This is a genomic window from Streptomyces sp. cf386, from assembly GCF_900103585.1.
Taxonomy (GTDB): domain Bacteria; phylum Actinomycetota; class Actinomycetes; order Streptomycetales; family Streptomycetaceae; genus Streptomyces.
In genome coordinates this window covers 482388-496232 of sequence record NZ_FNHV01000001.1, presented here as the reverse complement: position 1 = coordinate 496232, position 13845 = coordinate 482388, and the positions used below count along the sequence as shown (strand labels likewise).

General features: G+C 71.0%; 10 protein-coding genes. 5 read left to right on the top strand and 5 right to left on the bottom strand.

All coding sequences use genetic code 11. The annotated features are described in order from the left end of the window. Positions 1-96: 96 nt before the first annotated feature. The 3 genes from BLU79_RS02140 to BLU79_RS02130 all read right to left on the bottom strand — a co-directional run bounded on the left by BLU79_RS02140 (position 97) and on the right by BLU79_RS02130 (position 5033). Positions 97-567, bottom strand: coding sequence for a DUF5709 domain-containing protein (locus tag BLU79_RS02140; protein ID WP_093903826.1), 471 nt, complete (start codon positions 565-567; stop codon positions 97-99). A gap of 831 nt (positions 568-1398) precedes the next feature. Then, positions 1399-3186: an ABC transporter ATP-binding protein gene (locus tag BLU79_RS02135; protein WP_093903825.1), complete on the bottom strand. Its 1788-nt coding sequence runs from the start codon at positions 3184-3186 to the stop codon at positions 1399-1401. Continuing rightward, positions 3183-5033 (bottom strand): ABC transporter transmembrane domain-containing protein, encoded by a 1851-nt coding sequence (locus BLU79_RS02130; RefSeq protein ID WP_093903824.1) that lies wholly within the window; start codon positions 5031-5033, stop codon positions 3183-3185. The genes BLU79_RS02135 and BLU79_RS02130 overlap by 4 nt, the downstream gene beginning before the upstream one ends. A 231-nt stretch (positions 5034-5264) precedes the next feature. Here BLU79_RS02130 and BLU79_RS02125 point away from each other — a divergent pair, with 231 nt between their 5' ends. From BLU79_RS02125 to BLU79_RS02115, 3 genes are all read left to right on the top strand, one after another. Next, a complete protein-coding gene (locus BLU79_RS02125; protein WP_093903823.1) occupies positions 5265-6008 on the top strand; it encodes a L,D-transpeptidase family protein in 744 nt (247 codons plus the stop codon). Between the two features lie 51 nt (positions 6009-6059). Next, on the top strand, positions 6060-7691 hold the full coding sequence (locus tag BLU79_RS02120; RefSeq protein WP_093903822.1) for a peptide-N4-asparagine amidase: 1632 nt from the start codon (positions 6060-6062) through the stop codon (positions 7689-7691). A 175-nt stretch (positions 7692-7866) separates the two neighbouring features. After that, positions 7867-9315: a cation:dicarboxylate symporter family transporter gene (locus BLU79_RS02115; protein ID WP_093903821.1), complete on the top strand. Its 1449-nt coding sequence runs from the start codon at positions 7867-7869 to the stop codon at positions 9313-9315. 105 nt (positions 9316-9420) lie between these two features. On the opposite strand, the gene BLU79_RS02110 is transcribed toward BLU79_RS02115, so the two are convergent. Beyond that, a complete protein-coding gene (locus BLU79_RS02110; protein ID WP_093903820.1) occupies positions 9421-9870 on the bottom strand; it encodes a MarR family winged helix-turn-helix transcriptional regulator in 450 nt (149 codons plus the stop codon). 94 nt (positions 9871-9964) lie between these two features. Here BLU79_RS02110 and BLU79_RS02105 point away from each other — a divergent pair, with 94 nt between their 5' ends. Both BLU79_RS02105 and mltG read left to right on the top strand, forming a co-directional pair. Then, positions 9965-11767 (top strand): ABC transporter ATP-binding protein, encoded by a 1803-nt coding sequence (locus tag BLU79_RS02105; protein ID WP_093903819.1) that lies wholly within the window; start codon positions 9965-9967, stop codon positions 11765-11767. A 43-nt stretch (positions 11768-11810) separates the two neighbouring features. After that, the gene (gene mltG / locus BLU79_RS02100; RefSeq protein WP_093903818.1) at positions 11811-12668 is read left to right on the top strand and encodes an endolytic transglycosylase MltG; all 858 of its coding nucleotides are present in this window, start codon (positions 11811-11813) and stop codon (positions 12666-12668) included. Positions 12669-12734: 66 nt separating this feature from the next. Here the strand turns inward: mltG and BLU79_RS02095 are convergent, their stop codons facing one another. Continuing rightward, positions 12735-13820 carry an NAD(P)-binding domain-containing protein gene (locus BLU79_RS02095; RefSeq protein WP_093903817.1) on the bottom strand — a complete coding sequence of 362 codons (1086 nt, stop codon included), beginning with the start codon at positions 13818-13820 and terminating at the stop codon, positions 12735-12737. Positions 13821-13845: the final 25 nt, after the last annotated feature.

Sequence of the window (13845 nt, the reverse complement as noted above, 5' to 3'; positions counted from 1 at the left end):
CGACGGTGTGGGGCCGAAGGCACGCGGACCGGGGCACGGGTGGCTGTGCGCTCTGCCGTACAGGGGTCAGCCGCTTGGCGGTCAGCCGGACGACGGTCAGCTGTACAGGGCGTCATCGTCGACGATGTGCATGGCGGCCTCCTCGGCGGACGCCGCCGCGCCGTCGATGCCCACGTCCGTAGCGACAAGCGCGCTCTCCTCGTCCTCGTGGGTCCCTTCGTCGGGGGCCACGAGGCGGCCGGAGCGCATGGCGCCGACCTCGTTGTCGAGGAGTTCCCCGTCGGTGCCCTCGGCGTCGCCCAGGCCGTCGCCGTCCCCAGGGACGAGGTCGGGCATCTCCTCGGCGAGCCGCTGGTCGAGTGTCTCGCCCTCTCGGCGCTCGGCGGCCGTCACGCCGGTGTGCTCCACCGCCCATGGTCGGTCCGGAGGGGACCAGCCCCGGTCCAGGGGGTCGTCGACGCCGTCGTTCTCCAGGGTGTCCTCCGCGTCGAGCAGCCCCGTGTCCTCACGTTGATCGGATGCGTCGGGCTGGTAGACGTCGTCACCCCATCCGTCGGCGCTGTTCACGGGTACCTCCAGGTGGTGGGGACGGGCCGGAAGTCACCGCGGTCGGCGGCGGGCAGCCGCAGCGCGGGGCACAGGCCGCACCCGGCGAGAATCACCTGGTGCCCGGGTGCCCCCGAACCGGTGCCGCTATCCAGCCTTCCACCCCTCTTCGCCCCTGCGCAACGGCACGGGGCCAGGGTGAGGACCGCGGATGGGCCGCGCCCGGATCCATGCCGCCACGCCGGAGCAGGCAGTGCCTGGCCGGGCCACGCCGCCCGGTCCCGATACAGCCCGCGGACTGCGCTCCGTGCCGTCCGGATGGGCCACCCTGGGGCCCGATCGTGGTGGGCCGAGCGGGGACCCTGCGGCGCCGGGTCGTGGTGGGTTGAGGCAGGCCGCTGTGGCTCCGGATCAAGGTGGGTCGAGACCGGCTGTCTCGGTTGGCAGTCGTGGTGGGCCGAGTGGGGACCTTGCGGCGCCGCATCGTGGTGGGTCGAGCCAGGCCTCCCTGGCTCCGGATCGTCGTGGGCCGAGGTCGGCAGTCTCGGCTCGCAGGCGTGGTGGGCCGAGCGGGGACCCTGCGGCGCCCGATCGTGGTGGGTCGAGCCCGGCCGCCCTGGCTCCCGATCATGGTGGGCCGAACTCGGCCGTCTCGGCTCCCGACTGTGGTCGGTCGAGTCGGCCCACCCCGGCTCGCAACCATGGTCGGCAGAGCCAAGCCACTACGGCGCCCAACCACGGTCGGCCGAGCCAGGCCACCTCCGCTCCCGATCACCGCTGCCCGAGCCCCGCAACCCCACCCCTCAACCGGGGTCACCCAAGCCCCGCGCTCACCCCCGCTCCCCCCACCGCTCACCCATGCCAGGACCGCCACAGCGCCGCGTACGCCCCGTCGGCCCTGACCAGGTCGTCATGGCTGCCGAGCTCGGTGATGCGGCCGTTCTCGACGACGGCGATGGCGTCCGCGTCGTGGGCGGTGTGGAGGCGGTGGGCGATGGCCACGACGGTGCGGCCGTCGAGGACGCGGGCCAGGGATCGCTCCAGGTGGCGGGCCGCCCGTGGGTCGAGGAGCGAGGTCGCCTCGTCCAGGACCAGCGTGTGCGGGTCGGCCAGCACCAGGCGCGCGAGGGCGATCTGCTGGGCCTGGGCCGGAGTGAGCGCGAACCCGCCCGAGCCGACCTCGGTGTCCAGGCCGTCGTCGAGCGCACGGGCCCACGCGTCCGCGTCGACCGCGCCCAGCGCCGCCCACAGCTCGGTGTCGGTCGCGTCGGTGCGGGCCAGCAGCAGGTTGTCGCGCAGGGAGCCTACGAAGACGTGGTGTTCCTGGTTGACGAGGGCCACGTGGGAGCGGACCCGTTCGGCGGTCATCCGGGACAGTTCCGCACCGCCCAGGGTGATCCGGCCGTCCCGGGGCGCGTAGATGCCGGCGAGCAGCCTGCCCAGGGTCGACTTGCCCGCGCCCGAGGGGCCGACCAGCGCCAGCCTGGTGCCGGGCGCGACCTCCAGGGAGACCTTGCGCAGCACGTCCACGCCTTCCAGGTAGCCGAAGTGCACCCGGTCGGCGTGCACGTCACGGCCCTCGGGCGTGAGCTGGTCGTCCCCGGCCTCCGGCTCGATGTCCCGGACACCGACCAGCCGGGCCAGCGACACCTGGGCCACCTGGAGCTCGTCGTACCAGCGAAGGATCAGCCCGACGGGATCCACCAGCATCTGCGCGATGAGAGCACCTGTCGTCAGCTGACCGACCCCGATCCAGCCTTGCAGGACGAACACGCCGCCGATCAGCAGGACCGAGGAGAGGATCATGACGTGGGTGACGTTGATGAAGGGGAAGAACACCGAGCGCAGCCAGAGCGTGTAGCGCTCCCAGGCCGTCCACTCCTTGATCCGCTGCTCCGACAGTTCGACACGGCGCTCGCCGAGCCGGTGGGCCTCGACGGTGCGCCCGGCGTCCACGGTCTCGGCGAGCGCGGCGGCCACGGCCGCGTACCCGGCGGCCTCCGAGCGGTAGGCGGCCGGTGCCCGCTTGAAGTACCAGCGGCAGCCGATCACGAGCAGGGGCAGCGCGAGCAGCACGGCAGCCGCGAGCGGTGGCGCGGTGATGACCAGCCCGCCCAGCAGCAGGACCACCCACACCACGCCGATCGCCAGCTGGGGCACGGCCTCGCGCATGGCGTTGGCCAGCCGGTCGATGTCCGTCGTGATCCGGGACAGCAGGTCGCCCGTCCCGGCTCGCTCCAGGACACCGGGCGGCAGCCCGACCGACCGTACGAGGAAGTCCTCGCGCAGATCGGCCAGCATCCGTTCGCCGAGCATCGCGCCGCGCAGCCGCACCTGCCGTACGAACACGGCCTGGACGACGAGTGCGGCCACGAACAGGCCGATGGTGAGCTCCAGATGGAGGTCGCGGTCGGCGACGCCGTCCGACACCCGTTCCACCAGCCCGCCCAGCAACCAGGGCCCCACCATGGAGGCCACCACGGCGATCGTGTTGACGGAGACGAGCAGGAGGAAGGCACGGCGGTGCCTGCGGAACAACTCGACCACATAGGCGCGTACGGTCGCGGGGGCGCCGACCGGCAAGGTGTTCGCCGTTGTCGGGGCCGCCGGGTCGTAGGCCGGTGGCGCCACGCCGATCATGCCGACTCCTCGATCTCTTCCAGTTCCTTCAGTACGTCGTTGAGGGAGGCCCCCTTGCGCAGCGCACCGTCCGGGGCGGCCTTGTCGCCCGCCGTGCCGTTCACCGCGGCCTCCTCGTCGGTCTCCCGGGTCACCACCGCCCGGTACCGCGGTTCGGTGTGCACCAGTTCGCGGTGCACACCGACCGCGGCCACCTCGCCCTCGTGGACGAGCACGACCCGGTCGGCACGGTCCAGGAGCAGGGGGGACGAGGTGAACACCACCGTCGTGCGTCCCGCCCGCAGCTTTCGCACGCCCTCCGCGATCCGGGCCTCCGTGTGTGAGTCGACGGCCGAGGTCGGCTCGTCCAGGACCAGCACCTCCGGGTCCGTGATCAGCGACCGGGCGAGCGCCAGGCGCTGGCGCTGGCCGCCGGAGAGGGACCGGCCGCGTTCGGTGATACGGGCGTCCATCGGGTCCTCGGCGCCGAGCGACCCCTGGACCAGGGCGGCCAGGACGTCCTCGCACTGCGCCGCCGCCAGTGCCTCCTCGGCACCGACGCCGCCCGACCTCGGTACGTCGAGCAGTTCGCGCAGCGTGCCGGAGAGCAGCACCGGATCCTTGTCCTGCACGAGGACGGCCGTACGGGCGCTGCCGAGCGGCAACTCGTCGAGCGGGACGCCGCCCAGGAGGACGGGCGTGCCCTCCTCCGAGGCGTGTCCGCCGAGGCGTTCGGCGAGCCGCCCTGCCGCGTCCGGGTCGCCGCACACGACGGCGGTGAGCCGGGCCGTCGGGGCGAGGAGCCCGGTGGCCGGGTCGTACAGGTCCCCGGAGGGCACCTCGGACCCGTCGCGTGAACCGTCGGTGTCGGTGACCCGCTCCAGTGCCAGCACGCGCGCGGCCCGCCGGGCCGAGGGGCGGGAGAAGGAGTAGGCCATCGCGATCTCTTCGAAGTGGCGTAGAGGGTAGGTGAGGATCATGATCGAGCTGTAGACGGCGACCAGTTCGCCGATGGTGACGCGGCCGTCGCGGGCCAGGTGGACGCCGTACCAGACCACCGCGATCAGCAGCAGCCCCGGCAACAGCACCTGGATCGCGGAGATCAGGGACCACATCCGGGCGCTGCGCACGGCGGCGTGGCGTACTTCCTGGGAGGCGCTGCGGTAGCGGTCGAGGAAGAGTTCCTCGCCGCCGATGCCGCGCAGGACGCGCAGTCCGGCGACGGTGTCCGAGGCCAGTTCGGTGGCGCGGCCCGCCTTCTCGCGCTGGAAGTCGGCCCGTCGGGTCGCCCGGGGCAGCAGGGGCAGTACGGCGACCGCCAGCACGGGCAGGCCCACGGCGACCACGACACCGAGCGCGGGCTGGTAGACGACCAGTCCGACGCAGACGACCACGATGGTGACCGCCGCAGCCGTGAACCGCGACCAGGCCTCGACGAACCAGCCGATCTTCTCGACGTCACCCGTGGAGACGGCGACGACCTCACCGGCCGCGACGCGCCGGGTCAGCGCCGAGCCCAGCTGTGCGGCCTTGCGGGCCAGCACCTGCTGAACGCGGGCGGCCGCCGTGATCCAGTTGGTGACGGCGGTGCGGTGGAGGAAGGTCTCGCCGATCGCGGTTCCGGCACAGCACAGGGCCAGCAGACCGCCCGCGAGGGCGAGGCTCGTCCCGGAGCGGTCGACGACGGCCTGTACGGCGACGCCGACGCAGAACGGCAGGGCGGAGACGGACAGGAAGTGCAGCAGCCCCCAGGCCAGGGCCTTCAGCTGTCCGCCCAGCTGGTTCCGGAAGAGCCACCACAGAAATCGGGGACCCGAGCGTGCGTCCGGCACACCTGGATCGGGATACGGAAGGTCTTGAATCTGCATGACGTCCCAGTGGCTCGTGTCAGTGGGGGGATCAGGGATGGGGGTGGTGAGTTGATGGGGTGCCGATGCGTGGTGTGGGGACGCGCACGGCGGCAGCAAACCGTGACAGGTTCGCGTCGCAGCGTGGTCGGACGCAAACGGTTTTCCGCTGCGCCGCACAGTTCCGGTCCCCTCCGGAACGCAGCACCGGCGATCCCCCGGCCACGCTGTACGCGGTGCCACCATGGAGCGATGCGGAACAGCGGAGCATGGCGGTCGAGGGGCGCGACGGCGGCCCTCGGCTCCCTCCTGGCGGTCATGGCGATCCTGACCGCGTGCGAAGGCGCGCGGCACGGCACAGGCACGGGCGGCAAGGGCGCCCCCACGCGCCCGGCCGCCACCATGGACCCGACGCGCATCCCGGGCGTCGGCGACCGCTGGCAGCGGCGCATCCCCGCGGACTCCCGCCAGGTCGTGGCGGTCTACGGCGAGGGCAAGGACGCCGCGAACTCCACGGTCGTGCTGTACATGAGGCAAGGCTCCACCTGGGAAAGCACCCGCAGCTGGCCCGCGCACAACGGCAAGAAGGGCTGGACGACCGACCACCGCGAGGGCGACAACCGCAGTCCTGTCGGTGTGTTCACGCTGAGCGACGCGGGCGGCGTACTGAAGGACCCCGGGTCCAGGCTGCCGTACACGAGGTCCGCGGCCTTCGCGGCGCCGCGCTGGTGGGCGAAGTCGTACTGGCACGACTTCGACTTCGTCATCGCCATCGACTACAACCGTGTCAAGGGCACCCCGCCCAACGACCCCACTCGCCCCGAGGGCGAGGCCAAGGGCGGTGGCATCTGGTTGCACATGGACCACGGCAGCGGCACGTCGGCCTGTGTCAGTCTGTCCGAATCGGCGATGGAGTATCTACTGCGCACGCTCGATCCGGACCGGCATCCCGTGGTGGTGATGGGGGACAGGGCCGACCTGAAACGCTCGCACTGACGCAGCAGGCATCGTTGCGGCGAATGCCCAACTCCCCGTAGAACACCGGCCATGAAGAGACGGATCGTCATGTCCATGCTCGCCGGAGCGACCCTCCTGGCGACCTCGGTCCTCGGGGCGTCCCCCGCCCGATCGGCCGACGTGCCCGCCGAGTTCGGCACCGACTGGCACGACCCCATCACCGCCGCCCCGCCCATCACCGAACCGTCCGGCAAATCCTGCCAAGTCACCGTCGCCGAGGCTCAGTTCCGCGACTTCACCCCGTACAAGGGCACCTACACCCCGCCCGAAGGCTGCGGCGACCGCTGGAGCAAGGTCGTGCTGCGCATGGACGGCAAGGTCAAGGGGCGCCAGTACGACCGGCTCGGCTATCTGCACGTAGGCGGCGTCGAGATCTTCCGTACGTCGACTCCGGAGCCGTCACCCGACGGCATCGAGTGGTCCGTGGAGAAGGACGTCACCCGCTACAGCGACACCCTGCGCCGCGGCCAGGACGTCGAGATGCTCATCGGGAACGTCGTCGACGACACGTACACCGGCGTCATCGACGTCAAGGTCATGCTGACGTTCTATGCCGGCCGCGCTGCCGAGGCCACCGGCGGCCCGGTCGCGACCCTCGACAACCCCGCGGCCACCCCCGACCGCGTCCTCACCCTCCAGGACGGCACCCTCACCACCCCGCGCAACAGCGAACGCATCGTCGCCGAGGTGTACGCCACCGGATCCGGCGGCGGCTGCGAGGAGTTCTGGTACCTGTCCGCGCCCGACCCGGCGCCCTACTCCTGCAAGGCCGCCGGTGGCCCCTACCGCGAGGTGCAGATCAAGGTCGACGGCCGGCTCGCCGGAATCGCCGCGCCGTTCCCGCACGTGTGGACCGGCGGCTGGTCCAACCCCTTCCTCTGGTACGTCGTTCCGGGACCGCGCGCCTTCGACGTCAAGCCGATCGAATACGACCTGACTCCCTTCGCCGGCATCCTCAACGACGGCCGCCCGCATCGCGTCGAGGTCTCCGTCGTCGGCGTCCCCGAGGGGCAGAGCGGCTGGAGCGCACCGGTGAACGTCCTCGTCTGGCAGGACGCGAAGAGTACGCAGGTCACCGGGAAGCTCACCGCGCACCGGGTCGGTGACCTCGCCAACTCCTCGACGTACACGCCCGGTTCGGAGCACCGGGTGGACACGGAGGGTGGGCACCGGCTGACCGTCGCCGGCTATGTCGACACCTCGCACGGGCGCGTGGCGACCACCGTCCGCCGTGCGCTGAGCAACACCTCCGTCCACCGCTGGACCGACGGCGAGAACCTCGACGCGCTCGACGCCACTTGGACGGACGCCCTGTCCGTCACGGTCGACGGGCACGGGCCCGCCCGCACCACGCGCACCGAGCGGACGTACACCATGGACGGCACGATCACGCTGGGCGCGGGCGACCGGCTGCGCACCGTGCTGACCCTCGGTGACCATGCCGCGGCCGTCACGTCGTACGGCGACCGGCGCATCTCCTGGTCGCGGCTCGACGACACCTACACCGGTGACGCCGCCTGGACGATGAACGTGCCGCGCGACCAGCGGAAGGCGGTCGGTACGACGAGCGAGCGCTACCGGCTGCACGGCTCGGACGGCTGCTACGACCGCTCGCTGACCAGCGTCCAAGGGGTGCTCACGGAGGACAACAGAGGCTGCTGAGACGGGTGGTGTGCGATGCGTCACTCGGGGCGCGATTTACACGGATGCAACACGGGGGTCTTGTGTCAGGACATCATGACCCTCAAAGTGATCGGCACGGAATCCGCTTTCCGTATGGCAGAAGTCCCAACCGTCCCTGGGGGCTTCTGTGTGCCGCCGTCCCCAAGGAGTCCCCGTGCCGCCGTCCGTACCGTCCCTTCCGCGACGCGTCGCACGCATGCTGCGTACCTCTCTCTTCGCGCAGGTCGCCTGCGCGCTCGTACTCGGAATCGTCGTCGGGAAGCTGTGGCCCGGCTTCGGCGCGGATCTTCAGCCGCTCGGCGACGGTTTCATCCGGCTCATCAAGACGATCATCTCCCCGCTCGTGTTCTGCGTGGTCGTCGTCGGTATCGCCAAGGCCGGTGACCTGAAGGCGTTCGGCCGGATCGGGCTGAAGGCCCTGATCTGGTTCGAGGTCGCGAGCACGCTCGCGCTGCTCATCGGGCTCCTCGCCGCCAACCTGGTCCAGCCCGGGTCCGGGATGAACGTCGACCCGTCCACGCTCGACGCCTCGGCGGTCGACGCGAAGACGGGCGGCGGACACCTGCCCTCGACGACCGAGTTCGCGCTGAACGCCCTGCCCACCAGTTTCATCGGCGCCTTCGCCGAGAACTCCCTGCTGCAGGTGCTCGTCCTGGCCTGTCTGGTGGGTGCCGCGCTGCTGCACCTCGGGCACACCAAGGTGCCGCAGGTGCTGCCCGCCATCGAGCAGGCCCAGGAGATCATCTTCGCGATCGTCGGCTTCGTGATGCGGCTGGCCCCCATAGCGGTGTTCGGCGCCATGGCCGTCCTGATCGGCAACTACGGGCTCGGCGTGATCGAGACCTACGGCAAGCTGATCATCCTGTGCTACGCGGCCGCGGCGCTCTTCATCGCGCTCCTCGCCGTCGCCCTGAAGGTCGTCACCGGGCTCAGCCTCTGGAAGTTCCTGCGCTACATCCGTGAGGAGATGCTGCTCGCACTCGGCACCGCGTCCACCGAGTCGGTCCTGCCGCGCGTGATGCAGAAGCTGCGCAAGGCCGGCGCCCGTGACGACGCCGTGGGTCTGGTGCTGCCGACGGGCTACTCCTTCAACCTCGACGGCGCCTCGCTCTACCTGTCCATCGGCACGCTGTTCATCGCCCAGGCCGTGGGTGTCGACCTCAGCCTCGGCCAGCAGGTCACCGTGATCCTGGTCCTGATGCTGACCAGCAAGGGCATGGCGGGCATCCCCGGCTCGGCGTTCCTCGCCCTGTCCGCGACCGCCTCCTCGCTGGGTGCCATCCCGGCCGGAGCCGTCGCCCTGCTCCTCGGCGTGGACCGCATCATGGACTCGATGCGCGTCGTCACCAACCTGCTCGGCAACTGCGTCGCCGTCTTCGCGGTCTCGCGCTGGGAGGGCGCGCTGGACAAGGAGTGGGCGAGGAAGGTCCTGGACGGCGAGATCGTGGTCGAGCTGGACGACGAGGAGTCGGAGAAGGCGGAGCCCGGGAAGGCGGAGAAGGCTGAGCTAAAGAAGCCCGAGACGTCCGAGGCCTCCGAGTCCGGGGAGCCGGTCGCCGTGCCCGCCCAGACGGACAAGGAGACCGCCTCCGGGGCCAGTTGACCCCACCCCCACCAACAGGCCGCGGCCCCCTCCACACCACTGGAGGGGGCCGCGGCCTGTCCCGCTTTGCTGCTCAGCCGGCGCCGCCGGGTTCGCGTCCGCCGCTCAGCAGCGCCGCTCCCCACCCCTGTCGATCAACGTGTCCAGCAACTCGCCCAACACGCCCCGCTGTTCGTCCGTCAGCGGCGCCAGGATCTCCTCCGCCGCCGACCGCCGCGCACCGTGCAGCTCCCGCAGGGCTCCCCGTCCGTCGTCGGTGAGCTCGATTCGGATCACCCGTCGGTTCGTCGGATCCGGCACCCGTCGTACCTTCCCGCTTGCCTCCAGCCCGTCGACCAGCGACGTCACCGCACGCGGGACCACCTCCAGGCGCTCGGCGAGATCGGCCATCCGGGGCGGTGAGCCGTAGTGCGCGAGCGTGCGCAGCAGACGGGACTGGGCCGGGGTGATGCCCACGCCACACTGCTGCAGATGCTGTTTCTGGATGCGGTGGACCCGGCGGGTGAAGCGCAGGAGCTGCTCGGCGAGCGGGCCGTCGGGATCGGGGGTGGTCATGCGGGAACAATATCAGGACGACGTTCATTGTGAGCATAGGTAACAATGAGCTAAGCTCCGTCAGTCCGCATCACCACACCTTCCGTAGGAGCCCATGCACCCCGACAAGGAACCCACCTGGACACCACTCGCCGCGGAGAAGGAACAGCCCCGGCAGGTGCGCCGCATCCTCAGACTCTTCCGCCCGTACCGCGGGCGCCTCGCCGTGGTCGGCCTGCTCGTCGGCGCCGCGTCGCTGGTCGGCGTTGCCACGCCGTTCCTCCTCAAGGCGATCCTCGACGTCGCGATCCCCGAGGGCCGCACCGGCCTGCTCAGCCTGCTCGCGCTCGGCATGATCCTCAGCGCCGTCCTCACCAGCGTCTTCGGCGTGCTGCAGACCCTGATCTCCACGACGGTCGGCCAGCGCGTCATGCACGACCTGCGCACCTCCGTCTACGGCCGCCTCCAGCGCATGTCGCTCGCCTTCTTCACCCGCACCCGCACCGGCGAGGTCCAGTCCCGCATCGCCAACGACATCGGCGGCATGCAGGCCACCGTCACCTCCACCGCGACCTCCCTGGTCTCCAACCTGACCAGCGTGGTCGCCACGATCGTCGCGATGATCGCGCTCGACTGGCGCCTGACCGTCGTCTCGCTGCTCCTGCTGCCGGTCTTCGTCTGGATCAGCCGCCGCGTCGGCAACGAACGCAAGAAGATCACCACCCAGCGCCAGAAGCAGATGGCCGCGATGGCCGCCACCGTCACCGAGTCGCTCTCGGTCAGCGGCATCCTGCTCGGCCGCACGATGGGCCGTTCCGACTCGCTCACGAGCGCCTTCTCCGACGAGTCCGAGCGGCTGGTCGACCTCGAAGTGCGGTCGAACATGGCCGGCCGTTGGCGGATGGCCGTGATCGGCATCGTCATGGCCGCCATGCCCGCCGTCATCTACTGGACCGCGGGGACGGCCCTCCAACTCGGCGGCCCGCAGGTCTCGATCGGCACGATCGTCGCCTTCGTCTCGCTCCAGCAGGGCCTGTTCCGCCCGGCCGTCAGCCTGCTGTCCACCGGCGTCCAGATCCAGGCCTCGCTCGCGCTCTTCCAGCGCATCTTCGAGTACCTCGACCTGCCCATCGACATCACCGAGCGGGAGGACCCCGTCCACCTCGACCGCGTCAAGGGCGAGGTCCGGTTCGAGAACGTCGAGTTCCGGTACGACGGGAAGAGCGGCGCGATCCTCGACGGCATCGACCTCACCGTCCCGGCGGGCGGCAGCCTCGCGATCGTCGGCCCGACCGGCGCCGGAAAGTCGACGCTCGGCCATCTCGTGCCGCGGCTGTACGACGTGACGGGCGGCCGGGTCACCCTCGACGGCGTGGACGTGCGCGACCTCGACTTCGACACCCTCGCCCGCTCGGTCGGTGTCGTCTCGCAGGAGACGTACCTCTTCCACGCCTCCGTCGCCGACAACCTGCGCTTCGCCAAACCGGACGCCACCGACGAGGAACTGCACGCGGCGGCCAGGGCGGCCCAGATCCACGAGCACATCGCCGCCCTGCCCGACGGCTACGACACGGTCGTCGGTGAGCGCGGCCACCGCTTCTCCGGCGGCGAGAAGCAGCGCCTGGCCATCGCCCGGACGATCCTGCGCGACCCGCCCGTCCTCATCCTCGACGAGGCGACCAGCGCCCTGGACACCCGCACCGAACACGCCGTCCAGGAGGCCATCGACGCCCTGTCCGCCAACCGCACCACCCTCACCATCGCCCACCGCCTGTCCACCATTCGGGGCGCCGACCAGATCGTGGTCCTCGATGCCGGACGCGTGGCCGAACGGGGCAGGCACGAGGAACTGTTGGAGCGGGACGGCCGCTATGCGGGGCTGGTCCGCCGGGACGCCCAACTGGAGCCGACGGGGTAGCGTTATGCCGGATTTGTAAGCATGCGCGGGTTACCGTTCGCGCATGTACCTGAACACTCCGTCACGGAGAACGATTCGACTGACACGCCGGGGCCGTATCGCTCTCATCGCCGGCGGCGCCGTCGTGGCCGGCACCGCCGTGGCGGTGCCGCTGCTGAGCCCGGGCAAGGAGCAGCCGAAGCCCACCTCGGTGGTGATCCCGGAGGGCTGGCGCGCGAGCCAGGTCTACGAGGCCGTCGACAAGGCCCTCGCCCTGCCGCCGGGTTCAACGAAGAAGTCCCTCGAAAAACTCGACCTGAAGTTGCCGGGCGACGCCGAGGGCAACCCCGAGGGCTACCTCTTCCCGGCGACGTATCCGCTGGAGCGCGACGGCAAGAAGGCGACGCCGGAGTCCCTGCTGTCGGCCATGGTCGACACCGCGAACAAGAAGTTCAACGGCGCCCCGATCGCCGCCGGGGCGCAGCGCAACGCCATGAACGTCTATCAGGCGGTCACCATCGCGAGCATCGTCCAGGCGGAGGCGGCCAGCAGTACCGACATGGGCAAGGTGGCGCGGGTCGTCTTCAACCGGCTCGAACGCGGGATGCCGTTGCAGATGGACTCCACCATCAACTACGCGCTGGGCCGCTCCACCCTTCGGACCACCGAGGCCGACACCCGGATCGAGAGCCCCTACAACTCGTACCAGCGCATGGGCCTGCCGCCCACACCGATCGACAACCCGGGCGAGGAGGCGATGCGCGCAGCGATCAACCCTTCGCCGGGCGACTGGCTGTACTTCGTCACGGTCAAGCCGGGCGACACCCGCTTCACGGCCGACTACGCGGAACACGAGCGCAATGTCACCGAGTTCAACGCCGAGCAGAAGGCGAGGGCGGCGAGCGCGAAGCCGACGAAGTGACCGACGGAGCGTCGGCGCGGCCCTTCGGGGGCCCGGCCACCGATCAGCTGACCGGCAACCGGTACGTCACGCGGCGACCGTCTCCTCGGACAGCAACCGTCTGATGTCCCGGACGGCCGCGCGGCCGGCCCGGTTGGCGCCGATCGTGCTGGCGGACGGGCCGTAGCCGACGAGGTGGACGCGGGGATCGGCGACCGCGCGCGTCCCCTCGATACGGATCCCGCCACCCGGCTCGCGCAGGCGCAGCGGGGCCAAGTGGTCGACGGCGGGCCGGAAACCGGTCGCCCACAGGATGACGTCGGCAGCGATGTGCCGCCCGTCCTGCCACTCCACCCCGTCCGGCGTGATCCGGTCGAACATGGGCTGCCGGTCCAGGACCCCGTCCGCGAGCCCCTGCCGGATGGCGTCGTTCAGCGGCAGCCCGGTGACCGAGACGACACTCTTCGGCGGCAGTCCCTGCCGGACCCGCTCCTCCACGAGCGCCACCGCCGACCGGCCCACGTCCTCGGTGAAGGGGCCCTCGCGGAACACCGGCGGACGCCGCGTGACCCACGTCGTGGCCGCCGCGTACTGGGCGATCTCCAGCAGATGCTGGGTACCGGAGGCGCCGCCGCCCACGACCACGACCCGCTGTCCGGCGAACTCCTCGGGCCCGGGGTACTGGGCGGTGTGCAACTGCCGCCCCAGGAACGTCTCCTGCCCGGGGTAGCGCGGCCAGAACGGCCGGTCCCAGGTGCCGGTCGCGTTGATCAGCGCCCGCGCCGACCAGGTCCCCGCCGAACTCTCGACGAGCAGCCGCCCGTCCGGGCCCTCGCGCACGGCACGCACATCCACGGGCCGCCGCACCCGCAGGTCGAGGGTCCGCTCGTAGGTGTCGAAGTACTCGGCGATGACCTCGGACGACGGCCGCTCGGGAACGGCGCCGGTCAGCTCCATGCCGGGCAGCGAGTGCATCCCGTGCACCTTGCCGTACGTCAGGGACGGCCACCGGAACTGCCAGGCGCCGCCCGGAGCGGGGGAGTGGTCGAGGACGACGAAGTCGCGGCCCGGCTCGAAACCGGTGCGCCGCAGGTGGTAGGCGCTGGACAGACCCGCCTGACCAGCGCCTATGACGACCACGTCGACTGCCTCGACCGCCTCTGTGTTGTTCACGCTTCTACCAACCGCCCAGGGGGCG